General features: G+C 68.1%; 24 protein-coding genes and 1 pseudogene. 12 read left to right on the plus strand and 13 right to left on the minus strand.

Annotated elements, in window-relative coordinates:
• Positions 1-35 precede the first annotated feature (35 nt).
• On the plus strand, positions 36-1,268 hold the full coding sequence (locus tag IEW22_RS06020) for a glycosyltransferase family 87 protein (protein WP_188585705.1): 1,233 nt from the start codon (positions 36-38) through the stop codon (positions 1,266-1,268).
• Positions 1,265-1,810, plus strand: a complete 546-nt coding sequence (gene msrB / locus IEW22_RS06025; RefSeq protein WP_188585706.1) for a peptide-methionine (R)-S-oxide reductase MsrB — start codon at positions 1,265-1,267, stop codon at positions 1,808-1,810. The genes IEW22_RS06020 and msrB overlap by 4 nt, the downstream gene beginning before the upstream one ends.
• Positions 1,811-1,910: 100 nt before the next feature.
• On the opposite strand, the gene hemQ is transcribed toward msrB, so the two are convergent.
• The 3 genes from hemQ to hemE are packed head-to-tail and all read right to left on the minus strand — an operon-like array spanning position 1,911 to position 5,100.
• Entirely contained in the window at positions 1,911-2,606 is a 696-nt protein-coding gene (gene hemQ / locus IEW22_RS06030; RefSeq protein WP_188585707.1) for a hydrogen peroxide-dependent heme synthase, read from the minus strand.
• Positions 2,603-4,042 carry a protoporphyrinogen oxidase gene (hemG, locus tag IEW22_RS06035; RefSeq protein ID WP_188585708.1) on the minus strand — a complete coding sequence of 480 codons (1,440 nt, stop codon included), beginning with the start codon at positions 4,040-4,042 and terminating at the stop codon, positions 2,603-2,605. Before hemG ends, hemQ begins: the two co-directional genes overlap by 4 nt.
• Complete coding sequence (hemE, locus tag IEW22_RS06040) at positions 4,039-5,100, minus strand: uroporphyrinogen decarboxylase (RefSeq protein ID WP_188585709.1); 1,062 nt, start codon at positions 5,098-5,100, stop codon at positions 4,039-4,041. The genes hemG and hemE overlap by 4 nt, the downstream gene beginning before the upstream one ends.
• Before the next feature lie 96 nt (positions 5,101-5,196).
• Here hemE and IEW22_RS06045 point away from each other — a divergent pair, with 96 nt between their 5' ends.
• Both IEW22_RS06045 and IEW22_RS06050 read left to right on the plus strand, forming a co-directional pair.
• The gene (locus IEW22_RS06045) at positions 5,197-5,823 is read left to right on the plus strand and encodes a DUF3000 domain-containing protein (protein WP_188585710.1); all 627 of its coding nucleotides are present in this window, start codon (positions 5,197-5,199) and stop codon (positions 5,821-5,823) included.
• A 10-nt stretch (positions 5,824-5,833) separates the two neighbouring features.
• A complete protein-coding gene (locus IEW22_RS06050; protein ID WP_188585711.1) occupies positions 5,834-7,120 on the plus strand; it encodes a ribonuclease D in 1,287 nt (428 codons plus the stop codon).
• On the opposite strand, the gene dxs is transcribed toward IEW22_RS06050, so the two are convergent.
• The 3 genes from dxs to IEW22_RS06065 form a co-directional block, all read right to left on the minus strand.
• Complete coding sequence (dxs, locus tag IEW22_RS06055; protein ID WP_188585712.1) at positions 7,098-9,056, minus strand: 1-deoxy-D-xylulose-5-phosphate synthase; 1,959 nt, start codon at positions 9,054-9,056, stop codon at positions 7,098-7,100. The genes IEW22_RS06050 and dxs overlap by 23 nt on opposite strands.
• Positions 9,057-9,180: 124 nt before the next feature.
• Complete coding sequence (locus IEW22_RS06060) at positions 9,181-10,524, minus strand: class I SAM-dependent RNA methyltransferase (protein WP_188585713.1); 1,344 nt, start codon at positions 10,522-10,524, stop codon at positions 9,181-9,183.
• A complete protein-coding gene (locus IEW22_RS06065) occupies positions 10,521-12,605 on the minus strand; it encodes an APC family permease (RefSeq protein WP_188585714.1) in 2,085 nt (694 codons plus the stop codon). The genes IEW22_RS06060 and IEW22_RS06065 overlap by 4 nt, the downstream gene beginning before the upstream one ends.
• A gap of 148 nt (positions 12,606-12,753) precedes the next feature.
• Here IEW22_RS06065 and IEW22_RS06070 point away from each other — a divergent pair, with 148 nt between their 5' ends.
• Positions 12,754-13,425: a potassium channel family protein gene (locus tag IEW22_RS06070; protein ID WP_188585715.1), complete on the plus strand. Its 672-nt coding sequence runs from the start codon at positions 12,754-12,756 to the stop codon at positions 13,423-13,425.
• Positions 13,426-13,535: 110 nt separating this feature from the next.
• A complete protein-coding gene (locus IEW22_RS06075; protein WP_188585716.1) occupies positions 13,536-14,195 on the plus strand; it encodes a potassium channel family protein in 660 nt (219 codons plus the stop codon).
• A 65-nt stretch (positions 14,196-14,260) separates the two neighbouring features.
• On the opposite strand, the gene IEW22_RS06080 is transcribed toward IEW22_RS06075, so the two are convergent.
• The 4 genes from IEW22_RS06080 to dut all read right to left on the minus strand — a co-directional run bounded on the left by IEW22_RS06080 (position 14,261) and on the right by dut (position 17,390).
• Positions 14,261-14,932: a DUF3159 domain-containing protein gene (locus IEW22_RS06080; RefSeq protein WP_188585838.1), complete on the minus strand. Its 672-nt coding sequence runs from the start codon at positions 14,930-14,932 to the stop codon at positions 14,261-14,263.
• Positions 14,933-15,229: 297 nt separating this feature from the next.
• Positions 15,230-15,601 (minus strand): OB-fold nucleic acid binding domain-containing protein, encoded by a 372-nt coding sequence (locus IEW22_RS06085; RefSeq protein ID WP_188585717.1) that lies wholly within the window; start codon positions 15,599-15,601, stop codon positions 15,230-15,232.
• A 354-nt stretch (positions 15,602-15,955) separates the two neighbouring features.
• Entirely contained in the window at positions 15,956-16,690 is a 735-nt protein-coding gene (locus IEW22_RS06090; RefSeq protein ID WP_188585718.1) for a DUF3710 domain-containing protein, read from the minus strand.
• Between the two features lie 103 nt (positions 16,691-16,793).
• Complete coding sequence (dut, locus tag IEW22_RS06095; RefSeq protein WP_373284143.1) at positions 16,794-17,390, minus strand: dUTP diphosphatase; 597 nt, start codon at positions 17,388-17,390, stop codon at positions 16,794-16,796.
• A gap of 44 nt (positions 17,391-17,434) precedes the next feature.
• On the opposite strand from dut, the gene IEW22_RS06100 reads away from it, so the two are divergent.
• A complete protein-coding gene (locus IEW22_RS06100; protein ID WP_188585719.1) occupies positions 17,435-18,004 on the plus strand; it encodes a DUF3093 domain-containing protein in 570 nt (189 codons plus the stop codon).
• 229 nt (positions 18,005-18,233) lie between these two features.
• Here the strand turns inward: IEW22_RS06100 and IEW22_RS06105 are convergent, their stop codons facing one another.
• Positions 18,234-18,533: a DUF4193 domain-containing protein gene (locus tag IEW22_RS06105; RefSeq protein ID WP_188585720.1), complete on the minus strand. Its 300-nt coding sequence runs from the start codon at positions 18,531-18,533 to the stop codon at positions 18,234-18,236.
• A 360-nt stretch (positions 18,534-18,893) separates the two neighbouring features.
• On the opposite strand from IEW22_RS06105, the gene cei reads away from it, so the two are divergent.
• Entirely contained in the window at positions 18,894-19,601 is a 708-nt protein-coding gene (gene cei / locus IEW22_RS06110) for an envelope integrity protein Cei (protein WP_188585721.1), read from the plus strand.
• Positions 19,602-19,714: 113 nt separating this feature from the next.
• Here the strand turns inward: cei and IEW22_RS06115 are convergent, their stop codons facing one another.
• Complete coding sequence (locus tag IEW22_RS06115) at positions 19,715-20,632, minus strand: inositol monophosphatase family protein (RefSeq protein ID WP_188585840.1); 918 nt, start codon at positions 20,630-20,632, stop codon at positions 19,715-19,717.
• A gap of 412 nt (positions 20,633-21,044) precedes the next feature.
• Between IEW22_RS06115 and ppgK the strand changes: the two genes are divergently transcribed.
• From ppgK to IEW22_RS06130, 3 genes and pseudogenes are all read left to right on the plus strand, one after another.
• Positions 21,045-21,839, plus strand: coding sequence for a polyphosphate--glucose phosphotransferase (ppgK, locus tag IEW22_RS06120; protein ID WP_188585722.1), 795 nt, complete (start codon positions 21,045-21,047; stop codon positions 21,837-21,839).
• A gap of 242 nt (positions 21,840-22,081) precedes the next feature.
• Positions 22,082-23,632 (plus strand): annotated as a pseudogene (locus IEW22_RS06125) (RNA polymerase sigma factor); the annotation flags it as partial.
• A 362-nt stretch (positions 23,633-23,994) separates the two neighbouring features.
• Complete coding sequence (locus IEW22_RS06130) at positions 23,995-24,222, plus strand: DUF3263 domain-containing protein (protein ID WP_188585723.1); 228 nt, start codon at positions 23,995-23,997, stop codon at positions 24,220-24,222.
• A gap of 56 nt (positions 24,223-24,278) precedes the next feature.
• Here IEW22_RS06130 and IEW22_RS06135 read toward each other — a convergent pair whose 3' ends face one another.
• A complete protein-coding gene (locus IEW22_RS06135; RefSeq protein WP_229742222.1) occupies positions 24,279-24,680 on the minus strand; it encodes a DUF952 domain-containing protein in 402 nt (133 codons plus the stop codon).
• A gap of 281 nt (positions 24,681-24,961) precedes the next feature.
• On the opposite strand from IEW22_RS06135, the gene IEW22_RS06140 reads away from it, so the two are divergent.
• Positions 24,962-25,171 carry a DUF7455 domain-containing protein gene (locus tag IEW22_RS06140; RefSeq protein ID WP_188585724.1) on the plus strand — a complete coding sequence of 70 codons (210 nt, stop codon included), beginning with the start codon at positions 24,962-24,964 and terminating at the stop codon, positions 25,169-25,171.
• The last annotated feature ends 50 nt before the right edge of the window (positions 25,172-25,221 follow it).

The raw sequence follows: 25,221 nt of genomic DNA on the forward strand, positions 1-25,221 counted from the left end.
CCGGCTCGGTCTGGGGTTCGTAGTACTGTGCGCGAGTGCCGGTTCTCGACAAGGTTCTTCACCCGACGATGAGTGGTGGACGCGTCCTCACGCTGATCTTGTGGCCGTTGGCGATCCTCACGATCGCCCACCGCACGGTGATCCTCGCCGTGAACGGCGACCGTACCGACGATTTCACCCCCGTCTACAACGCGGCGCTGCACTTCCTGCGCGGGCAGTCGGTGTACTCGGAGAACTACTCGACCGTCGATCCGCACTACCTGTACCCGCCCTCGGGCACCCTGCTGATGGCGCCGATCGCGTACATCGACCCCGAACACTCACGATGGCTGTTCATCATCGCGTCGGTGATCGTGCTGTTGATATCGGCAGTGCTGCTGGTCAAGCTCTTCGGGCTGCCCCTGGACTCCTGGGTGCTGCCTGCGGTCCTGCTCTTCTTCTTCTGCACCGAGACCGTCACCCATACACTGGTGTTCACCAACTTCAACGCCTTCGTCCTCCTCGGCGAGGTGTTGTTCCTGATGTGGATGCGCAAGCGCTGGGATCTGCTGGCCGGCGTTCCCATCGGCATCACCCTGGCGGTCAAACCGGTACTCGCGGTCCTGCTGCTGCTGCCGCTGCTCAACCGGCAGTGGAAGGTCTTCATCACCGCCATCGGCATCCCGCTGCTGCTGACGCTCATCGCCTGGCCGGTCAGCAATGACCCGTCCTCGTTCCTGCGCCGGACCACGCCCTATCTGGCCGAGGTGCGCGACTACTACAACAGCTCGATCGCCGGCAACGGTCTGTACTTCGGCATCGCGCCGTGGCTGCTCTACGTGCTGCGGATCGCTTTCGTGCTCATGGCCGTGTTCAGTCTGTGGTTCCTCTACCGCTACTACCGGCAGAGCGACGAGTTGCTGTGGATGACCACGTCCGCGGGTGTGCTGCTGTGCACCAGCTTCCTGGTGTCGTCCCTCGGGCAGGGCTACTACTCGATGCTGCTGTTCCCGCTGCTGATGACGGTGTTCGTCTCCGGATCGACGATGCGCAACTGGCCGGCCTGGGTGGGCGTGTACGGGTGCATGAGCCTGGATTCGATGCTCTCGCACCGGTGGGCCGCATTCGGCCGGGCCATGGAGTACAACAAGGTCACCTGGGGCTGGTCGCTGCTGATGGTGGCGGTGTTCTGTGTGCTGCTGTTCCGGGCACTCGACATCCGGGCGCTGAGCAGGCGACCCAGCGGCCACGAGCATCCGAGCGCACACGCGGTTACCGTGAAGTCATGACCGCCGACAAGTCCGTCGCCGCCGACAACGACACTGCTGAGAACGACACCGCTGACAGCGACGCCACCGAATCCGCGCTGCCCACCACCGAAGAGGGATGGCGCGCGCTGCTCACCCCGCAGGAATACCACGTGCTGCGGGAGGCGGGCACCGAACGCCCCTACACCGGCGAGTACACCGACACCGAGACCGAGGGCGTCTACCGGTGCCGGGCCTGCAATGCCGAACTGTTCCGGTCGGATTCGAAGTTCCACTCCCACTGCGGGTGGCCCTCGTTCTTCACACCACTGGCCGGCGATGCGGTGATCGAGCGGGTCGACAATTCGCTGGGTATGCGACGCGTGGAGGTGCTGTGCGCCAACTGCGGAAGCCACCTCGGCCATGTCTTCGAGGGTGAGGGCTATGACACCCCCACCGATCTGCGCTATTGCATCAACTCGATCAGCCTGACACTCGAACCGGCCGAATCCGGATCCGGATCCGGCTCAACGGAACAGGGTGCTGCCGGTGCCGACACGGGAGTCGCTGACAGCGCCGACTGATCCCCTGCTCCGACGACTGATCCCCTGCTCCGACGACGATGCCCTGGGCGAGACCGTGTCTCGCCCAGGGCATCGTCGCTGAGTGGTGTATCCCTGACGCTCAGGGAGCGCTGGTGACGATCACCTCCACCGACACCCGGGGACCGGTGAAGAACGGCGTCTCCTCCCGCACATGCATGCGCGCCTCGGTCGCCCGCAGATCACGCATCAGGTCGACGATCCGGTAGAGCTCGGGCGCCTCGAAGGCGAGGATCCATTCGTAGTCGCCGAGTGCGAAGGACGCCACGGTGTTGGCGCGCACGTCCTTGTAGCCGCGGGCGGCCATCCCGTGGTCGGCGAGCATCTTGCGGCGCTCGGCGTCGGGGAGCAGATACCACTCGTAGGAACGCACGAACGGGTACACGCAGATGTAGTCGCCGGGCTCCTCGCCGGCGAGGAAGGCCGGGATGTGGCTCTTGTTGAACTCGGCCGGGCGGTGCAACGCGACATTGCTCCACACCGGGGTGCTGGCCCGCCCGAGCGGGGTGGTGCGACGGAAGTCGGCGTAGGCGGCCTGCAGCTGCTCGACGGTCTCGGCGTGCCACCAGATCATGTAGTCCGCGTCGGCGCGCATCCCCGACACGTCGTAGGTGCCGCGCACCACCACGCCGCGGTCGGCCAGTCCTTTGAAGAATCCTTCGGTCTCCGCGACGGCCACGTCACGCTCGTCGCCGAGTTCTCCCTGCCGGTAGGCGAAGACCGAGAACATCAGGTAGCGGATGGTGGAGTTGAGTTCGGAGTAGTCCAAGCGGGTCACGACACCATGGTGCCACTGCGCATTTCGTCCGCAACGATCCGGGCCGTTCGTCCCGCCCGCCCGACACATGCCGGTACACCGACTCCCGCATACGCCGATCCGGCCAGACCGATCCGCGCCGGGCGGTGCGATTCGATCTCGGCGACCAGCTGCAGGTGACCGGGACCGTAGGAGGGCAATCCGCTGGGCCAGCGCTGCACGAGGGCGTCCACCGGACCGCCGGCCGGCAGCGACGGTGTGCGCACACCCGATTCGAACTCACCCAACTCCACGACGCGCGCGAGATCGGCGACGGCCGTCGCGACGAGTTCGTCGTCGGTGGCCTCGACGGGTTGGCCGAGTCGCCCGAAGGAGGCCCGCACCACCTGCACATCGTCGCGCAGATGCGCCCACTTGTTGGTGGAGAAGGTGAACGCCTTGGCGGTGAAGTCCTCGTCGGTGCCGATCAGGACCCCGGAGTTGGCCGGCAGTGCGGCCTCTGTCGGCCACGCCATGGCCACCACTGCCGACCCGGCGATCGGGACCCGGCCCAGCGCGTCGGCGAGGCCAGGCACCGTGGCGGCGACCAGTCGCGCCGCGACGTTCGCGGGGACGGCGAGGATCACCGCGTCATAGGATGCCGCCACACCCGATTCGGTGACCACCACCGCGCCGGTGGGTTCGGGTGCGACCGCAGCCACCGGGGTGTCGCGCAGGATGTGTGCAGCGCCGGTGGCCTCGAGTGCGGCGACGAGCATGCGGTATCCGCCGTCGAGTGCGCCGAACACCGGTCCGTCACTTCCGGCGCCGACCAGCGACGCCACCGCCGCGGTGAGCGAGGGCGCCCCGGAATCGAGGGCCGCTGCCAGCGCCGGTATCGCGGCGCGCACGCCGATGTCGTCGGCCAGCGACGAGTAGACGCCGCCGAGCATCGGGTCGACACTGCAGGTGACCACTGATCGTCCGAACCGTTCGCCGACCAGCTGCCCCACCGAGATGTCGGTGTGGGGATCCCAGGCTAGCCCGCGGGTGGGCTCGGATCGGGTGCGCTCGACGTCGGCGGCGTCTGCCACCTCGGCGATCGCCTCAGCGTCGGCGGGGATGCCCATCAGCGCCGGACGCGGCAGTCGGTGCAGTCCTCCCCTGGCGAGAACGGCCGGCCGGGCGGAGGTGGGGTGGACCAGATGGTGCGACAGCCCCAGTTCGCCGACCAGATCGGCGACCTCGGGGCGACGCACCACGAACGCTTCGGCGCCGACGTCCACCGGCAGACCTGCCAGCGTCCTCGCGTGCAGCACACCGCCGAGTTCGTCGCCCGCCTCGTAGAGGTCGATCACCGCATCGCGTCCGCACCTCGCACGCATGCGCATCGCGGCGACGAGTCCGGAGACCCCACCGCCGACGACGGCGACGCGGGCTCTATGCCCGGACTCCGGTGATGGGTCGGTACCGCTCACATCGAATGCACCAGCTCCACAACGTGGGTCAAGACACCGGGGTCGGTGTCCGGGAGCACGCCGTGCCCCAGATTGAAGATATGCCCCACCGCACCGGCGGCGATCGCCGCGTCGGCATCGTCGATCACCCGCGCCACCTCCCGGTCGACCACGGTCTCACCGGCGAACAACACGGTGGGGTCGAGGTTGCCCTGCAGCGCGACCGGGCGGTTGACCCGGCTCACCGCGGTGGCCAGCGGCACGCGCCAGTCGACGCCGAGGACCTCGGGTCCGGCGTCGGCCATCGCGGTCAGCAGCTCACCGGTGCCGACACCGAAGTGGATCCGCGGTGCACCGTAGTCGGCCACCTCGGCGAACACCCGCGCCGAATGCGGGAGAACGTAGGTGCGGTATTCGGCGTCCGACAGCGCGCCCGCCCACGAGTCGAACAGCTGCACGGCGTCGACGCCGGCGTCGAGCTGCACGCGCAGGAACTCCACGGTGATGTTGGTCAGGCGGCCCATCAGGTCGTTCCAGGTGGACGGATCCTCGCGCATCAGCGCCTTGGTGCGCTGATACGTGCGGCTCGGACCGCCCTCGATGAGGTAGGAGGCCAGGGTGAACGGCGCGCCGGCGAAACCGATCAACGCCACGTCGGTGTCACTCAGCTCGCGTGCCAGTTCGGTCACCGCGGCTTCGATGGCACCGACCGAGGCCCGGTCGAGCGCCGGCAGGTCGTGGACGTCGTCGCGGGTGCGCACCGGTGAGGCGATCACCGGGCCGGTGCCGGCGACGATCTCCAGACCCACGCCCGCCGCGCGCAGCGGGACCACGATGTCGGAGAACAGGATCGCCGCATCGACGTGGTGCCGACGCACGGGCTGCAAGGTGAGCTCCACGATCGTCTCGGTGTCGAAGCAGCATTCGAGCATCCCGCGGTCGGCGCGCACGGCGCGGTATTCGGGCAGTGAACGGCCCGCCTGCCGCATGAACCACACCGGTCTGCGTGTCGTCTGCCCGCCGGTCGCGGCAGCGACGAGAGGTGTGGATCGAGTCTGAGTTCGAGGCGCCCTGGTCATCGCGTCCATGGTCTCACGGGTCCCCGGCGGCGACGACACCCCGTGATGCGGCGCGCCTCCTACCGCATTCGTCGGAGTTTCAATACCGTCGACCTTGTGACGACTTCCGGAGCCTCAGCGCAGCCTGCGACTTTTCGCAGTGCGGTGGATTCCATGCACGCTGCCCGGATCCGTTCGGAGATCGAGGTGGGCAGCATTCGGCCCCCGCAGCGGCTGGCGCCCTACAGCTATGCGGTGGGCGCCGAGGTGCGCCCGGACACCGACGAGGTGCCCACCGACTCGGACGGCACCGCATTCGGCCGCCTCATCCTGCTCTACGACCCCGACGGCCAGGACGCCTGGAACGGCACACTGCGTCTGGTCGCCTACATCCAGGCCGAGGTGGAGGCCGCGCTGGCCGCCGACCCGTTGCTGCCGGATGTGGCCTGGAGCTGGCTGGTCGACGCACTGGGCACCGACGCGCAGGGTGAGAGCGTCGACGCCGCGCGACCCGGTTCGCCGGTCACCGCACTCGGCGGGACGGTCACCGCCACCACGTCGGTCCGGTTCGGCGACATCGCCGGCCCGCCCCGCGCCCACCAGCTGGAACTGCGCGCCTCCTGGACGGCGACCGAACCCGATCTCGCGACACATGTCGAGGCCTTCTGCGACGTCCTCGCCTCGGCCGCCGGGCTGCCGCCCTCGGGCGTGACCCGCCTGGGCGCCCCCAGCTCCGTCGGCTGAAGGGGCGGCGATGAGCGTCAACGAAACACACGACACCGGCTCCGACGACCGCCACGGCGAATCATCGACCCCGACCGACACCGTCGCGGCGCACGCCGAGCCCGAACCGACCCCGCTGGAACATCCCGCAGAAGGCGTGCCACCGGTGGAGACCTCCGCCGACGACTTCGCGCACACTGCCGACGCGCTGGCGCACGGGTCCGGTCCGGTCGCACTCGACACCGAGCGGGCGTCGGGCTTCCGCTACTCCCCTCGCGCCTATCTGGTGCAGATCCGGCGCGCCGGGGCGGGCATTCATCTCATCGACCCGATCGAGCATCCCGACGCGCTGCGTCCGCTCGCCGAGGCGCTCGACGGTCCGGAATGGGTGCTTCATGCCGCCGACCAGGACCTTCCGTCGTTGCGGGAGCTGGGCCTGCATTGCGCGAGCCTGTTCGACACCGAACTCGGCGGACGGCTGCTGAACCTGCCCAAGGTGAACCTCGCGACGATGGTCGCCCACTTCCTGGGTCTGGGGCTGGCGAAGGGGCATGGCGCCGCCGACTGGTCGACACGCCCGTTGCCCGACGACTGGCTCAACTACGCGGCACTCGACGTCGAGGTCCTCGTCGAACTGCGCGACGCGGTCGCCGCGGCGCTGGAGGAGAACGGCAAACTCGACTGGGCGCGCGAGGAGTTCGAATACGTGCGCACCAAGCCGGCCCCGCCGCCGCGTCAGGACCGCTGGCTGCGCACCTCGGGGATCCACAAGATCAAGAATCCCCGCCAGCTCGCGATCATCAAGTCGCTGTGGGAGACCCGCGAGGCGATGGCGCAGCGCCGCGACATCGCGCCCGGCCGGGTGCTGCCCGATTCGGCGATCATCGCCGCAGCGGTCTCCGATGTCGCGAGCCCGCAGGAGCTGACTCGCCTGCCCGTCTTCGGCGGCTCACGTCAGCGTCGTTCGGCCGGCGAGTGGTATGCGGCGATCGCCCGGGCGCGCGCCCTGCCCGACTCGCAGTTGCCCCGACGTCGGCACACCGGCGCCATCCCCCCGACCAGCCGCTGGGAGTCACGCAATCCCGAAGCCGCCCAACGCTATTCGCGCGTCCGTCCGACGTTGGTGCAGATCGCCGAGGAGGTCGAGGTGCCGGTGGAGAATCTACTGGCCCCCGACACTGTGCGCGGGCTGTGCTGGCGTGGCGTCGAGGGGCCGCTGACCGTCGAGGCGGTCGACTCGGAGCTGGCGGCCGCGCACGCCCGCAACTGGCAGCGCACGCTCACCGTCGAGCCGATCACTGACGCTCTGAGTGACTGACCGCGCTCGATCCGCCGGCCTCCGGTGACCGTCCGGTGTCACCGGACAGCGGCTCGGTCGACAGACCCGACGCGGCGCCGGTGATCATCTGGGTCAGCGCCTTGGCCGTGAGTCCGAGATCGGCGAGGATCTGCGAACGCGAGGCGTGGGCGATGAAATCCTGGTTGATGCCACGGTGGATGACCGGCGTGGTGATGCCGGCTTCGCGCAGGCGCACGTCGACGGCCGCTCCGACGCCGCCCTGTACACCGCTGTCCTCCAGGGTCACCACCAGTCGGTGACGACCCGCGAGCTCGACCACCGAGTCGGGTACGGGCAGCACCCAGCGGGGATCGACGACGGTCACGCCGAAACCCTCACGGGACAATCCCTCGGCGGTCTCGACCGCCAGGCCGGCGAATGCGCCGACCGCGACGATCAGCACGTCGTCGTGGGCGTCGCGCGGCGGGCGGTGCAAGACGTCGACGCCATCGGCCAGACGCGACACCGCCCGGATGTCCTCGGGCACCGCACCCTTGGGGAAGCGCAGCGCGGTGGGCCCGTCGGACACCTCCAGCGCCTCGCCGAGCTCCTCGCGCAGCCGCATCGCGTCGCGCGGGGCCGCCACCCGCATGCCCGGTACCAGTGACAGCAGCGACAGATCCCACATGCCGTGGTGGCTGGGGCCGTCGGGGCCGGTGATCCCGGCGCGGTCGAGCACCAGGGTGACCGGCATCTTGAGCAGCGCCACATCCATCAACAGCTGGTCGAAGGCGCGGTTGAGGAATGTCGAGTAGATGGCCACCACCGGGTGCAGGCCGCCCGCGGCGAGTCCGGCAGCCGAGGTGAGCGCGTGCTGTTCGGCGATACCCACGTCGAACAGCCGGTCGGGATAGCGGTCCCCGAATGCGGCGAGTCCGGTGGGGCCGCCCATCGCGGCGGTGATCGCCACCACATCCTCGCGTGTGCTCCCGGCGTCGATGAGCGCGCCGGAGAAGACCGAGGTCCAGTCCTGCGGGGGGACACTCGTCGGGCGACCGGTGAGCGGGTCGATGATCCCGGTGGAGTGCATCTGGTCGGCTTCGTCGTTCTCGGCGGGCGCGTACCCGTTGCCCTTGCGGGTCACGGTGTGCACGATGACCGGCGCACCGAAGGCCTTGGCCCGTGAGAATGCCTGCTCGAGGGCGACCAGATCGTGGCCGTCGACCGGCCCGACGTATTTCAGCCCCAGTTCGGTGAACATCGCCTGCGGTGCGATGAGATCGCGGACCCCGGTCTTCATCCCGTGCAGCACCGCATACGCCGTCGAACCCACCACCGGCAGCTGCTGGAGCATCCGCCTGCTCTCGTCGAGCACCTTCTCGTAGCTGGGGCGCAGGCGCAGACCCGACAGATGCCGCGCGAATCCGCCGATCGTCGGCGCGTAGGAGCGGCCGTTGTCGTTGACCACGATCACCACCGGCCGCTGTGCGCCGGCGATGTTGTTGAGCGCCTCCCAGCACATCCCGCCGGTCAGCGCACCGTCACCGACCACCGCCACCACGTGGCGGTCCTCGCCGGCGAGTTCGAAGGCCTTGGACAGGCCGTCGGCATAGGACAGTGCGGCCGAGGCGTGCGAGGACTCCACCCAGTCGTGTTCGCTCTCGGCACGATCCTGATAGCCCGACAGTCCGCCGCGCTGACGCAACTGGTCGAACCCGGCTGCGCGTCCGGTGAGGATCTTGTGGACGTAGGACTGATGTCCGGTGTCGAAGAGGACCGCGTCGGTGGGCGAATCGAAGACACGATGCATCGCGATCGTCAGTTCGACGACGCCGAGGTTGGGACCGAGGTGACCGCCGGTGGCTGAGACCTTGGCGATGAGGAACTCGCGGATCTCTCCGGCGAGTTCGTCGAGCTGTTCGGGCGTGAGTCCTTTCAGATCGGCGGGGGTGGAAACCGAATCAAGGACTGACACCGGCACGAGCTCCTTCTACGTGAGGCCATGTGCCGAACAGTCTACGGCGCACGCGCCGACAATCGCGGCGAGGCCGACCCGCGGGTGCCCCGGCGCACCGCATGCGTCCCACACCATCGCCTGCTCAGCTCGGCGTGAGCAGCGCGATCGCCTCGACGTGATGGGTGAGCGGGAACGCGTCGAATGCGCGCAGCGCGCTGATCCGGTAGCCGTGGGCGGCATAGAGACCGACGTCGCGGGCGAAGGACGCCGGATCACAGCCCACGTGGATCACCGCACCTGGTCGGGCAGCGCAGATCGCGGCCACGTCGGCCGATCCGGCCCCCGACCGGGGCGGGTCGGCGACGACCAGGTCGGGTGCGGGCAGATCGGCGGTTGCGCGCACGGTGGGTCCGGCCACCGTGCTCACCCGCTCGTCGCCGGCGTAGGTCTGAGCGGCGATGTCGATGGCGCGGGCGTCGGCGTCGGCGATCGTCAGGGAGCGCACGGAGGTGAGCGTGTCGAGCACCGCCCCGCCGAGCACCCCGACACCGCCGTAGAGATCCCAGACGACCCGCGCGTCGGCCGCGGCCTGCTCGGCGAAGCTCGCCACCACCTGCCCATAGCGCGCCGGAGCGCCGCGGTGGGCCTGCCAGAAGCCGTCGGCCGGCACCTCGAAGACCCGTCCGCCCACCGTCTGTACCAGTGTCGGCTCCCCCGCGATCAGCCTGCGGTCATGTCCTGCGGCCGACTGGGCGCGTCGGCGCTGCGCATGCTGGCGGGCCGAGCCGCGGCGACGGTCGTGGGCACGACGGTGCGGGGCCACCGCCACCACCGATCGTCGCCCGCCGTCGCCGACCCCGACGACCACCTCGGTCCCCGCCGGCGGACTGTGAAGACCGGCCGCGACGGCAGCCTCGAGATCGTCGGTGAGACCGGCGACCGGCTGTGCGCAGTCGGTGCCCTCGACGACGGTGTCGCTCTCCCGCACGCGCAGACCGAGTCTGCCGTCGGCGTCGAGGGCGAAACGCATGCGGGTACGCCACTGGGTCTCGACGACCGCCTCGAGCGGGATCTGCGGATCGATCCGTTCGACGTCGCCGAGCAGCGGCCCCGGAGGCGAGGCGTCGACGTCGAGATGGGCGATGCGGCGCAATTGGTCGGCGAGCACCTCGCGTTTGAGCCGCCGTGACGCGGCGGCGGTGACATATGCCTGATCGCAGCAGCCGGCCCCGCGCGCAGCGGCCGGACATGCGATCGGGATGCGATCGGCGGAGGGCTCGATGATGTCGAGCAGTCGGGCCCGCACGAATGAGCCACGATCGTCGACGGGTGTCACGCGCACCAGCTCGCCGGGCAGCACGTCGCGCACGAACACCACCCGCCCGTCGTGGCGGCCGATCCCGATACCGAGATGGCCCGGTGCGGTGATGCGCACCTCGAATGCGCTGTCCCTGGAGGACTCCGGCGGCATCGACGTGGTGCTCACCGCGACCGACTCACATCCCGGTCGGTCCCGCCGCGCTTACGGCGTTCGGTCGCCGGGGCCGACACCGAGGAGTCCGGACTCACCCCGCCCATCCCGCGACGGGTGTCCCCCGGTCCGACGAACGGCTGATCCTCGGTCTGTTTGCGTCGCGCCGAGGAGGTCAGCTGCCACGGCACCGAGGTGACCATCACCCCCGGCTCGAAGAGCAGACGGGTCTTCAGACGCAGCGCCGACTGGTTGTGCAGGATCTGCTCCCACCAGTGACCGACCACGTATTCAGGAATGAACACCGTGATGACGTCGCGCGGGGACTCCTTGCGGACCCGGCGCACATAGTCCACCACCGGCCGGGTGACCTCACGATAGGGCGAGGCGATGACCTTGAGCGGCACGTTGATGTCGCTGCTCTCCCACTCGTTGACGAGCTGACGGGTGTCGGCCTCGTCGACGTTGACGGTGATCGCCTCGAGCGTGTCGGGCCGTGTGGCGCGCGCGTAGATCAGCGCTCGTTTGGTCGGCAGGTGCAGCTTGGACACCAACACGATCGCGTGGGTGCGGCTGGGCAGCACCGCCTCGTAGTCGGACTCGTCGAGTTCGGCCTGCACCGACATGTAGTGCCGGTGGATCGCCTGCATCAGGACGAACACCGCGACCATCGCGACGATGGCGATCCACGCACCGGCGGTGAACTTCGTGATGAGCACGATCACCAGCACCGTGCCGGTCATGACCAGGCCGATGGTGTTGATGACACGGGACCGCTGCATGCGGCTGCGCGCGGCCGGATCGGTCTCGGTGCGCAGCAGTCGCGTCCAGTGCCGCACCATCCCGGTCTGGCTGAGTGTGAACGCCACGAAGACGCCGACGATGTAGAGCTGGATCAGCGAGGTCACCTCGGCCTTGAACGCGACCACGAAGATGATCGCGGCCACCGCCAGGAAGATGATGCCGTTGGAGAAGGCCAGTCGGTCGCCGCGCGTGTAGAGCTGCCGCGGCAGGTAGCGGGCCTGCGCCAGAACCGAACCGAGCACCGGGAAGCCGTTGAATGCGGTGTTGGCCGCCAGCGCCAGGATCAGTGCGGTGACCACCGCGATGAAGTAGAAGCCCGGCGTGAACGAGTGGAAGACCGTCTCGGCGAGCTGGGCGATCACCGACTTCTGCTGATAGCCCTCGGGTGCGCCGATCAGATCGCGCGCCGGATCGGAGACGTATTTGACGCCGATCACGCGGGCGAGCTCGATGATGCCCAGCAACAACGTGATCGCCAGCACGCCCAGCATCAGCAGCGTGGTCGCGGCGTTGCGCGACTTCGGCTTGCGGAACGCCGGCACACCGTTGCTGATCGCCTCCACACCGGTCAGCGCCGCCGCACCCGAGGAGAACGCCCGGGCGATCAAGAACAGGTAGGCGAAGCCCTTGAGTCCGGGATGTTCGGCGTGCAGGCCGTAGGAGGCGGTCTCGGCCTTGAGGTGATGGCCGAAGCCGTAGATGTCGACGAAACCCCACACCAGCATCACCATCACCCCGGCCACGAAGGCATAGGTGGGGATCGCCAGCGCGGCACCGGATTCCTTGATGCCGCGCAGGTTGATGGCCGCCAGGAAGACGATCACCAGCACACACAGGATTACCCGGTGGGCCTCGACGAAGGGGATCGCCGAGCCGATGTTCTCCGCGGCCGACGAGATCGACACCGCAACCGTCAGCACGTAGTCGACCAGCAGCGCCGACCCGACCACCAGACCGGCCTTGGGCCCGAGGTTGACCGTGGCGACCTCGAAATCGCCGCCGCCCGAGGGGTAGGCGTGGACGTTCTGCCGGTAGCTCGCGACCACCACCGCCATCACCACGGCCACCGCGATGCCGATCCAGATGCTGTAGCTGTAGGCGGTCAGCCCGGCCGTGGAGAGCACCAGGAAGATCTCCTGCGGGGCGTAGGCCACCGAGCTCATCGCGTCGGATGCGAACACCGGGAGTGCGACGCGTTTGGGCAGCAGGGTGTGACCCAGTTTGTCGCTGCGGAATGGGCGCCCGAGAACCAGCCGTTTGGCCGCTACCGACACCTTGGAGACCGTTGACACTCCGCAAAGACTAGGACCTCGCCTGGGCGAAAGCCATGCCGGGCACCGGTTCGACAACGCGCGGGTGATACTGAGTGGCGACACCGCCGTCCGGTCACCGGGTCGCAGCGGTGTCGCCACAGTCGCAGCAGCCGGACGAGGAGATGGTGTGCAGGTCGTGATCATGGGGTGCGGACGCGTGGGTTCGTCGCTGGCGCTGGCGATGAACAACGCAGGTCACGAGGTGTCCGTGGTGGACAAGGACCCCTCCGCGTTTCGCCGCCTCGGCGACTCCTTCACCGGTCGCCGGGTCAAGGGTGTGGGCTTCGACCGGGAGGTGCTGCGCGCCGCCGGCATCGAGACCGCCGACGCTTTCGCCGCGGTCTCCTCCGGCGACAACTCCAACATCATCTCCGCGCGGGTGGCGCGGGAACTGTTCGACGTCGAGCGTGTGGTCGCGCGGATCTACGACGCGCGCCGCGCCGCGGTCTACGAACGGCTGGGGATCCCCACCGTCGCAACCGTCCCCTGGACCACCGAACGCTTCGTCAGCGCACTCGGCGAGCGGGGCGAGAACGCCGCCGGCTGGGTCGACCCGACCGGCGAGGTGACCGTGACACTGTTGCCCTACGACGAATCGTGGGTGGGCACCCCGCTCGCCCGGTTCCAGCAGGCCACCGGCGGCCGGGTGGCCTTCCTCAAACGTCAGGGCCGGTCGATCCTGCCCGAGTCCAAGAGCGTGCTGCAGCACGGCGACACGATCTACGTCGCGGCGCTGCGCACCGAACTCGACACCGTCGCACAGGCGATCGCGGGGCGGCGTCCCGACGATGTCGACTGAACGAGGGTCGACTGAACGAGGGCCGGCCGAACGAGAGATGACCCGCGCGATCCTGACCTGACCCGACCTGATCTGACCAACCCGACCTGACAGACCCAGGAGCCCACATCATGAAGGTGGCCATCGCCGGAGCCGGAGCGGTGGGCCGTTCCATCGCCCGCGAGCTCATCGAGAACTCCCACGAGGTGTTACTGCTCGAGCGCGACATCGACCACATCGACGAGACCGCCGTCCCGGGTGCGACGTGGGTCTACGCCGACGCCTGCGAGTTGGAGAACCTCGAACGCGCCCATCTGGAGACCTTCGACGTGGTGGTCGCCGCGACCGGCGACGACAAGGCGAATCTGGTGGTCAGCCTGCTGGCCAAGACCGAGTTCGCCGTCGATCGTGTGGTGGCGCGTATCAACGACCCGCGCAACGAATGGCTGTTCGGCGAGGACTGGGGCGTCGACGTGGCCGTGTCGACCCCACGCATCCTCGCCTCCCTCGTGGAGGAGGCCGTGTCGGTCGGGGATCTGGTGCGGCTGATGACCTTCCGCCAGGGACAGGCCAACCTCGTGGAGATGACGCTGCCCGACAACACCGCGCTGGCCGGACGCCCCGTCGGCAAACTCGAACTACCCCGTGACGCCGCACTGGTCGCGATCCTGCGGGGCGGCCGGGTGATCGTGCCGCAGGCCGACGACCCGGTGGAGGGTGGCGACGAACTCGTGTTCATCGTCGAACACGGTGGTGAGGAACCCCTGCGCAAGGCGATCATCGTCGCCTGAGGACGCTGCCGGCGATTGCCGGTATCGGCGGCCGGTATCACCGCGTCCGCAGCGCTCGACCCGGTTCAGGCGTCGCGCTCGGCGGTGGTGCGCTCGGCCGCGGTGTCTCGCGCCGGACCGGTTCCGTCGGCGCCGGACTCATCGGCGGCCGACTCGTCGGCGAGGGCTTCGCGTCCGTTCTCCCGATCGGCGTGGCGCACCAACAGCACCGTGGCCAGGACCGCGACCGCGGTGAGCGGCCACCCCATCCCGATACGCGCGGCCGCCAGCCAGCCGGTCTGGTTGTGGTCGTAGAGGAATGACTGCACGAGATAACGGATCGCGAACAGCGCCGCCCACACCGCGGTGGCGATGTCATAGGCAAGACGCGTACGCCGGCGGTGGCGCCAGCTCGACCCGGCGCCGTTGATCCCGTTCCAGATCACCCCGACCAGCGGCCACCGCACCACGATCGAGAGCACGAAGATGACCGCATAGACCAACGTGGTCCAGATGCCGAAGAGGAAGTATCCCTTCGCCGACCCGGTGCGGTGGGCGATATAGGCGCAGATCGCCACGCCGATGAATCCCGAGACGGCGGGCTGCAGCTTGTCGCGACGCACCAGCCGGATCACCAGGATCACCGCGGCCGCCGCGAGCGCTGCGATGATCGCGACCTTCAGATTCCAGATCGCATTGGCCGGCACGAAGACCAGGATGGGGATGGTGGTGTAGATGAGGCCGGAGATACCGCCCATCTGCTCGAGCAGAGTGGCCGATTCCTCCTCCGCCTCGACGAGTTCGACACGCGGATCGTCAGCGGGATCGAACTGGTCGGGATCGAACTGGTCGGGATTGTGCGAGCGCTGCCCGGCCGGGACAGTTTGGTGCGCACCTGCCGCGTCTGACGACGCAGAAGTGCCGTCGGAAACGGCCGGCGGCTGCCGTCGGTCGTCAGTGCGATCGTCGCGCGCGTCGTCGATATCGTCAGTCACTGCTCGAGCATGTCCTCACCTACGTCGGTTCCCGTACTCAGCCGGGTCCCGACGGCGTCGTCATTCGTCGCCGAGGAGCTCGTAGTACGGGTTGTACATCACCTTGCGGCCGTCCTTTTCGCCGACGCGGCCACGGACCACGACCTTACGGCCCGGTTCGATGCCGGGGATCCGGTGTCGGCCCATCCACTTGAGGGTGACGGTCCCCGACCCGTCGAAGAACTCCGCGGCGACGCCGGTCTTGGCCGCCTTCGAGCAAGTCTCGACCGAACGTAGCTCGCCCTGCATCACGGCATCCTCGCCGCGGACACAGTCGGCGGCGCTACGCGCACCGGCGGCCTTGGACTCCTGTGAGATCTCTTCGGCGTCGAGGGTGTCGAGATCCTCGGTGAGCCGGCGACCCAGTCGCTTGAGATATCCGGTCGCGCTCATGGCTACCTCTTAGTGGTGTGTGAGTGTGTGGTGGGCTGCTGACGTGACGTCGTGCCGGGGCCACCCGGCGGGCTGTGAGCCCGGATCACGGCGATGACGACGCTTGTTCGCACCACAACGGCCCGGGCCGACTTTCAGGGCATTTCGGACCGGGAAAACCTCGTCACAGGCACGGTCCTCGTGCTCATCCACGCCACTGTAGACCCGATGGGACACCAAGGCCAAGACCGGCGTGTTCGCGGCTGGCGAAGCATCCTGAAAACCAGCTCTGAGCTGCGCAGACATCCGTTGCACGCCGCGTCTGGGAACCGTGGTGGCACACCCTGCCGCCCGCGCACCCGAGACCACCGGATCTCAGCGATCGCCACCCTGCTGGTCGCGCAGCTGACGCATCGCCGAGCCGTCGGAGACCTCACCGTTCTCGTCGATGGCCACAGCCCCCTCCACGAACGGGTTGGGACCCTCGCCCGACGCCGCCTGCTCCATCATCTGCTGCTGGGCGGCCGCCACCTGCTCGGCGAGTACCGGCGGCAACACCACGGGCAGCGGCTCACGCGGTGGCGCCGGCTCTGTTCCGCGACGCACCACCGATTCGCTCAACACCGCACGGGCGATCGGGATGAGTTGTTCAGAGGACTCCACCGGGCCGCTTGCCACGCAGCGAACCAGCCATCGCGGTCCGTCGACGCCGATGAAGTGGTGTCGTCCGCCGGCGATCTCGGCGTCGACCTCACGTCCCCAGTGACCGTCGGAGGTGGTGACGGTGGCACCGTCGTTGCGCAACGACTCCGACAGCTCCTTGACCACCTCGCGCCACAGTCCCGGACTACGGGGGGCGGCGAAGGCGGCCACGTTGATACGCCCATAGGGCGTCACCAGGAATACGCCCTGCGGTTGGTGATCCGGCGACATCTCGACCGTGACCTGTCCACCCTCCACCACCGGGACGAGTACCGAGCCCAGGTCGAGGTGTGAGTTCTCCAGATCCGGGTCACTGCCGAAATCGGCGATGTCGTAGGGACCGAGACCCTGACCGATCTGCGCCGGCGCACTCTCGGGCGTCTGCGTGTGGTCGTCTCGTCGAGCCATCAGATGTCCTTCCGATCTGTTGAGGTTCACTCGCCTGCCGGGCCACCGGCTGGCGGGGTCGTGGTGCGAGGGTTCGTGGTGCGATCTTGGGTGCCGTTCGCGGTCAGGGTCGCGCGTGGTCGGGCTCATGCCCCGTCCCCGCCTCGCCTGCAGTCGCCGCCTCGCCTGCCGCCCGGGAGGTCGACGGATCCGACGCGGTCGAGTCGTCCGAGGCGGTCAGCAGCGCATGTCCGCCACTGCTGCCGTAGCCGCCGTCCCCACGCGAGGTGTCCGACAGTTCGTCCACCTCGACGAACATCGGCAACTCCACGCGCTGCACGAGCAGCTGCGCGATGCGATCCCCTCGCGCGATCTCGATCGGCGACCGGGGGTCGTGGTTGATCAGGCAGACCTTGATCTCGCCGCGGTACCCCGCATCGATGGTGCCCGGGGTGTTGACGATCGACAGTCCGGCTCGCGCGGCGAGTCCCGACCGCGGGTGCACCAGGCCCACGGTGCCGATGGGCAACGCGATCGCGATGCCGGTGCCCACCACCGCGCGTTCACCCGGGGCGATGGTGACGTCACTGGTCGAGCAGAGGTCGACGCCGGCGTCCTCGGGATGGGCTCGATGGGGCGCGGGGATTCCGTCGTCGAGGCGGCGGAACTCGACCGCGTCGATCCGTGGACTCGTCGCGCCGCCGGCGGCGGCCGGTTCGATGAGCGGTGCATCGCTGGTCACAACGGGCAGACTACGCTGACGGCGTGTCCGACTCCCCGACCCCCGACTCCCGACCCGGCGACCGCCGCGCGGGGCTGCGCTACCACGAACGCCTCTATGTGCCGTGGTGGTGGTGGCCCTGTGCGGCCGTGGTGGTCGGCGTTGTCGGTTATGAGGTGAAAATCGCGACGGGACACCAGATCTGGAGCACCGTCGCCTACATCGTCCTCGCGGTGATCGCCGTGTGGTTGCTGTGGTCGATGGGGCGCGTGAGTGTGTCGGTCACCGACGATCGCGAGTTGATCGCGCACAAGGCGCGCCTGCCGGTCTCGGTCATCGACCGCGCCGCCTCGGTTCCTGCCAGCGCGAAGTCCGCGGCTCTCGGCCGCCAGCTCGACCCTGCCGCATACCTGATGCATCGCGCGTGGGTGAAGACGATGGTGCTGGTGGTCCTCGACGATCCCGACGACCCGACGCCCTATTGGTTGGTGAGCACCCGTCATCCCGATCGCGTCATCGCCGCTCTCGGTCTGCGCGATGCGTTGACGGAGTCGGGTGAATCCAACGATTCGGGCACGCCGTCGCGGTCGACCGGCGACGAACACGACGACTGACACCGTGACGGCCGGCCAGGTTCAGCTGCGCTGACGACCCGAGCGGCCTCGCCGCCGGCCCGGGCCTCGCAGGGGAACTCCTCAGGAAAAACCTTCGGACACAACGAAACGGACCCCCAGAAGGTCGGGGGTCCGTGTTCGTTGTCGTGCGCCCGGAGACGCTGCGTCCCACGTGGGGCCGGGGCGAGGCGTCGTCCCTGATGCGGCCACCGCTCGGGCGGCCGTCACCTCATGCGCAGTCGATGCAGATGCGCGAATTGCCGTTCTCACGAGCGAGCCGGCTCCGGTGATAGACCAGAAAACAACTCGTGCAGGTGAATTCGTCATCCTGCTTGGGGATGACACGAACGGAGAGTTCCTCTCCGGACAGGTCGGCACCGGGAAGCTCGAAGGACTCGGCGGTGTCGCTTTCGTCGACATCGACGGAAGCTGCCTGCACCTCGCTGCGCCGTGCCTTCAGTTCTTCCAGTGAATCCTCACCGAGGTCTTCGGTCTCGGTGCGGCGCGGTGCGTCGTAATCAGTAGCCATGTTGTTGCCTCACTCTGTCGATGCAGCGTCCGTTGATCGGCTTGTGACCGAGCGGAACCGTTCGGGCTGGTTTTCAGACCGACGGGTTCCGATGTGATCGACGCGGCCGACGTTGAACCCCGACGATGCTCACAGCACAAACGACGAGGCACTCGAAATCGTTGCCGTCGCCAGCAATCGATTTTGTGAAATACGCCACACCTTCCGATCGGGGGGTGTAGGCGGATCACCATCGAAAGCGAACGGAACTTACCAAACGACATCCCCGATTTCAAGAGTCGCTCAATTCCGTATCCTGCGGCGCGGGCACCGTAAGGTGAGGGCGCAATCGCGCTCGCGGCCGGACACGGAAGGCAGACGGTGGTTTCACAGATCACGACCGGACACCCGACCGACAGACGGGGCCGTCCCTATCGTCGCCGACGCTATGCGCCTGCGATCGTCCTAGTGGTAGTCCTGCTGGTGATCGCGGGCGTGGTCTGGATCATCGCAGCCGCCTCGGGAGGGTCGAGCGCCGTGCCCGTCGCCTGCCCGGCACCTCCGAGCCCATCGGCCTCCCCCACCGCTGCCACCCCCGGTCAGGCACCCGCGGCCAACGCCGTCCCGGTCAAGCACACCGTCGTCGCCGAATCGTCGATGCTCGGCGAGCAGCCCGCCGCCCTGTCCACCTTCCAGGTACGCGTGCTCAACGCCTCCGGCCAGCGTGGTGCCGCGCAGAACGCGCTCGACGACCTGACCTCGCTGGGATTCCGGCAGGCATCCACCGACCCCTACGCCGACGACACCCTCTACTCCGACCCGATGGATTGCGTCGCGCAGATCCGGTTCGGCGACGCGACCAAGGCCGCCGCGGCGGCGGTCTGGGTCGCGGTACCCTGCGCCGAACTCGTCAACGACGGACGCAGCGGGTCGGTGGTCGACCTGGCGCTCGGGGAGCACTACACCTCGACCGAACAGTCCCAGGACGCCCAGGCAGCGCTCGATGCATTGCGTACCGCCGACCCGAACAATGCGAAGACCGCGGTGGATCCCTCACTCGTGCGGGCGGTACACAAGAACGCGTGCTGAGTCCTGTCGATGCGCTGAATCGCGTCGATGTGTCGGGTCCTGGCGATCTGTCGGGTCCTGGCGGGCTGTCAGCCCCCTGACCACGTCCGGCAGCGGCCACCTGCCTGCCGAGATCACTTCGGGATCGGGTCGAGCGCGCCGAGTTCGTCGAGTAGCGCTGTGAGCTCCTCGGCGATTCCCGGCGCCGCCGCGAGGGTGAGGTCACCGTCATCCGAGCGCGAGGCCGCCGACGGGAGCCGGAGCATCGCGCCGGCCTCCTCAGCGATCAGCGAGCCTGCCGCCCAGTCCCACGGACTCAGTCCGTGCTCGAAGTGGGCGTCGACCACACCGTCTGCAACCATGCACAGATCCAGTGCGGCCGAACCGATTCGGCGCAGGTCGCGGATCCGGGGCAACAACGCCGCAGCGATCTGGCCCTGCCGTCGGCGGCGCGCGGCGGCATAACCGAATCCGGTGGCCACCAGCGAGAGGTCAACGCTGTCGGCTGAGGAGGCCCGCAGTCGACGCGCCGACGTCGACCCGAGATCGGCGACGAAGGATCCAGCCCCACGCGTCGCGAAGAACACCCGTCGGCCCGCCACGTCGGCGACAGCTCCGGCCACCGACACACCGTCGATCTGCGCGGCGATCGACACCGCGTAGGCGGGCACGCCGTAGAGGAAGTTCACTGTGCCGTCGATGGGGTCGATCACCCAGCGAACCCCATCGGGAACCTCGACGCTGCCGCCGTCCTCCTCACCGAGCACCGAGTCGTCGGGGCGCAGGTCTGCCAGCTGCCCGCGGATCAGCCCCTCGGTCTCGGTGTCGACGACGGTCACCGGATCGGTCGGGCTCGACTTCGTCGCGACCAGTTCGGCCGCAGCCGTCGGCTCGCCGGTATCGCCCCGCGAGTCGCGATCGAACAGTTCGCGACGGCGCACACGGACATGGTCGGCGGCGCGCTCGGCGAGTCCGCGCGCGATCGTCGTCAGGTCCGCGGCGACCGTGTCGGTCTCATCCGCGCCGGCATCGGCATCGAGTTGCGCGCCCACGTGGTGGGTCTCATCAGTCACCCACACACCGTGACACAGACGCGGCCCGCGTGGGCGATCCCACCGCGAACGGACATGTCGGACGGGTGGTCGCCGAAAAATTCCGGCAATTCGAAATTCGCGGGTGGTCAAGCGAATTCAGTGCGCGTCGATCAGCAGCGCACCCGTGGTGCGCCCACTAGCCTGAGGGTGTGAACAGCGTCGACTACCGCGCGATCTCGTGATGGCAGCGACCACTCGGTACCCGCGCACCACCGCGTGTACTGATCCACCCGCCCCGACAACTCCACAGCAGTGACATCGCAAGAGCAGTGACAACTCAACAGCAGCGACCACTCACGAGCAGTGACAACTCCACACCGCAGTGCACGACATCACCAGTCACCGCACAGTACCCAGCGAAGGGACCAACATGTCCGGCGAAGCCAGTAGCAGTCGTTCCACGCAGTCCAGTAGCGCCAAGCAGGGTTTCGGCGTCGATGTGGGCGGGTCGGGGATCAAGGGCGGGATCGTCGATCTGGAGACCGGAGCGCTCGTGGGCGAGCGTTTCAAGGTCCTCACCCCCCATCCGGCCACACCCGACGGGGTCGCCGGCGGTGTGCGCGAGGTGGTGGAGCACTTCGGGTGGTCGGGTCCGGTCGGGATCACGATTCCGGCGGTGGTGACCAACGGTGTGGCGCGCACCGCCGCCAACATCGACGACTCCTGGATCGGTGTCGACGCCACACAGCTGTTCACCGAGTACCTCGATCGAGACGACGTGTCAGTACTCAACGACGCCGACGCAGCGGGGATGGCCGAGCAGCGTTACGGCGCCGGCCGCGACGTCAGCGGTGTGGTGATCCTGCTGACCTTCGGCACCGGCATCGGGTCGGCGTTGCTGGTCGGCGACACCCTGGTGCCCAACACCGAGCTGGGCCACCTGCAGGTGGGCAAGAAGGAAGCCGAGAAGCAGGCCAGTTCCAAAGTGAAGACCGACAAGGACTGGTCGTACAAGAAGTGGGCCAAGCACGTGTCGACAGTTCTCGAGGAGTACGAGAAGTTGTTCTGGCCGAATCTGTTCATCGCCGGTGGTGGCATCAGCCGTAAGTCCGACAAGTGGATTCCCAAGCTCACCAACACCGTGCCGGTGGTGCCGGCGAGCCTGGCCAACACCGCGGGCATCGTCGGTGCGGCGATGGCCGCCGAGCAGGGTCTGCATCCCTGATTCGCGATATCCCTGATTCGCGATCCCCGGCCAGATGCCGAGCGGACTCCCGGCTGGTCACCGACCTGATCCCGTGCGATCCCGCAGACTCGGCACAGCTGCCCGAACGAGGCACTGTGGTGCCCTCGTTGCCGGTGTGCACCGCGGCTGACCTGGTGCTGCGACGAATTCGATCTCGGTGTCGTTACAATGGCGTGGTCTGGCATTAACCCAGACCACTCAAGCCCCCCACCTGCGCCGGCCGGACAGCACATTCAGCGTGCCCTGCCACCAACGGCGCAGTGAAGTTGAAGCGTCGCGAAAGGTCGTACGTGGCAGCCACGAATACCACCCAGGCACTGTCGGACACTGAGAGCGTCTCGTCGGACGCGGAAGAGACCGCAACGGCCGAGGGTGGCGCCAACGCCGCCGCCAAGGCACCGGCCGCGAAAGCACCGGCGAAGAAGGCAGCTCGCAAGGCACCGGCCAAGAAGGCACCAGCGAAGAAGGCCGCCAAGAAGGCCACCGCGAAGACCGCCAAGAAGGCCGATGACTCCGTCGAACCCAGCGATGCCGACGGCGACGCCGGGATCGACGACATCGACGAGCCCGACGAACTCGGTGACGACGCCGACATCGACCTCGAACTCGATGATGACGATGACACCGAGGACGCCGGCGACGAGGCCGCATCCGACGACGATGACGAGGCCGACGGCGACGACGCCGCACCGGCAGCGTCGGCCACGACCCCGGCGAAGGCTGCCGACAAGGGCAAGAAAGACGACGGCATCGTCGAACCCAGCGAGTCCGACAAGGCCTCCGGCGACTTCGTCTGGGACGAGGAAGAGTCCGAGGCGCTGCGCCAGGCCCGCAAGGACGCCGAACTCACCGCGTCGGCAGACTCGGTGCGCGCCTACCTCAAGCAGATCGGCAAGGTCGCACTGCTCAACGCCGAGGAGGAGGTCGAGCTCGCCAAGCGGATCGAAGCCGGTCTCTACGCCACCGAGCGCATGCGTCGGATCATGGAATCCAGCGAGAAGCTCACGATGGCCCAGCGCCGCGACCTGTCCTGGATCGCACGTGACGGCAACCGCGCCAAAAACCATCTGCTCGAGGCGAACCTGCGCCTGGTGGTCTCGCTGGCCAAGCGCTACACCGGACGTGGCATGGCCTTCCTGGATCTCATTCAAGAGGGCAACCTCGGTCTGATCCGCGCAGTCGAGAAGTTCGACTACACCAAGGGTTACAAGTTCTCCACGTATGCCACCTGGTGGATCCGTCAGGCGATCACCCGCGCGATGGCCGACCAGGCCCGCACCATCCGCATCCCGGTGCACATGGTCGAGGTCATCAACAAGCTGGGCCGCATCCAGCGCGAACTCCTTCAGGACCTCGGCCGCGAGCCGACTCCCGAGGAGCTCGCGAAGGAGATGGACATCACGCCGGAAAAGGTGCTGGAGATCCAGCAGTATGCGCGTGAGCCCATCTCGCTCGACCAGACGATCGGCGACGAGGGCGACAGCCAGCTCGGTGACTTCATCGAGGACTCCGAAGCCGTCGTGGCCGTCGACGCCGTCTCGTTCACCCTGTTGCAGGACCAGCTCCAGTCGGTGCTCGACACGCTCTCCGAACGCGAGGCCGGTGTGGTGCGTCTGCGCTTCGGACTCACCGACGGCCAGCCACGCACACTCGACGAGATCGGCCAGGTCTACGGCGTGACCCGTGAACGCATCCGCCAGATCGAGTCGAAGACGATGTCGAAGCTGCGCCACCCCAGCCGCTCTCAGGTCCTCCGCGACTACCTGGACTGACCGCTCCTCCCGAGCGACCATCCGACACCCGTTCGGACCCACCGACTGCGCCCTGTCCCCTCGGACGGGGCGCAGTCGCGTCCGCCGGAAGCCGCGTGGGGACACCGGCGTGGGAACAGGACCACTGGCGCGGGGACACCGAATCGATGTCACCTACCGCGGCAATAGTTGCCGTTCCGTTGCCGAGGACCGGCCGATCCCGTGGCACTCTGGAGGTCCGACGGGGGGTTCTCCGCGTGAGCGACCGGCCGGCAGTGTCGTCGCATCGCGAGACGTCGATCCCACCCGCGCACTGCGCTGACGCCGGAGTCACCGGGTCAGACGTCGCTCGCGCGGGTCACATCCAGATGCAGGAGATCACCATGTCCTCACCGATCGATCCTCGTCGCCTGTACGAGTTCGAGAGCCGCTGGCTCGAACACGGCGGCGGACCGGCCGACCAGATCCGGTCGGAGTTCGGCCTCAGCGTGCCCGAGTTCTTCGTCACACTGCAGAACAGCCTTGAGGTCGCCCCTCCCGTCGACGTCCCACCGGCGCGGGTCGACAGGATGCGCGCCGTCTCCCGCAAGCGACTGTGGCTGGAGCGCTGACGGCCAGCAGCTGCACTCCGTCGGGGACCGCAGTCGGTGCCCACCCGCCCGAGATCTCAGTCGGTGACCTCGGGTGGCAGAGCCGGCGCGACAAACACCCCACCCTCCCCGGGGAGATAGCGACTGGTCGCGGTCACCGCCGCCACCGGCAGTCGGCCGTACAGATGCGGGAACACCTGGCCGTCCGGGCTCGGCGGTGATCCCTGCTCGTAGCGGATCTCACCGTCTACGCGTGCCGGGTCGATCCACAGCAGCACCAGATCATCGCGACCGGCGTAGAAGGCGTTGGCAGGCACAGCGACGGTGTGCGGCTGGCTGAGGTGGATGAATCCGTCGGCCGCCGCTGTCGGCGGGATCACCTCTCCTGAGGTTCTGGCCTCGTCCCACGCCGCCAGCCCGCACAGATGCACGACCACACCGGCCTTCTCACCGCCCATCTGCTCATCCTGCTGATCCATCGCGATCGACTCCTGCTTCCTCGCTGGTATGTCTTCTGGGCTGGTACATCTCTGGGCTGGCACATTCCCTGCTGCACGATTCCCGCTGCTCGCGCACCGCGTTTGTGTCGAGCATCCCCGTCCGCGACGGGCCGTGTAACGGATGAGTGACGAGACTCGCAGAATGCGGGTGGGAACAATACCGAGCCGCCAAACGTCTGACAGAGTGAGGGTGACGCGCCAGACCTGGTGCGTCAGCTCGCGAAGGGACGGCGCAACGCTCGCCCGGGACGGAGGAACCAATGCCAGACATCGTGACCACAACACCCCCGATCTCCATGCCGCTCACTGCCGCAGATCGGTGTGACCGCTGCAGCGCTGCTGCACGTGTACGCGCCACACTCCCGGCAGGCGGTGAACTGCTGTTCTGCCGCCACCACTTCAACGAGCACGAGGCACGTCTGGTCGACATGGGTGCCACTGTCACCACCCACGACGAGGAACTCGTCTAGTCGACCGTCCTCGACGAAGAAGTCGTCGAGTTCGATGTGAGTCGAACACC

The sequence above is a fragment of the Gordonia jinhuaensis genome (genome assembly GCF_014639795.1).
Lineage (GTDB): Bacteria > Actinomycetota > Actinomycetes > Mycobacteriales > Mycobacteriaceae > Gordonia_B > Gordonia_B jinhuaensis.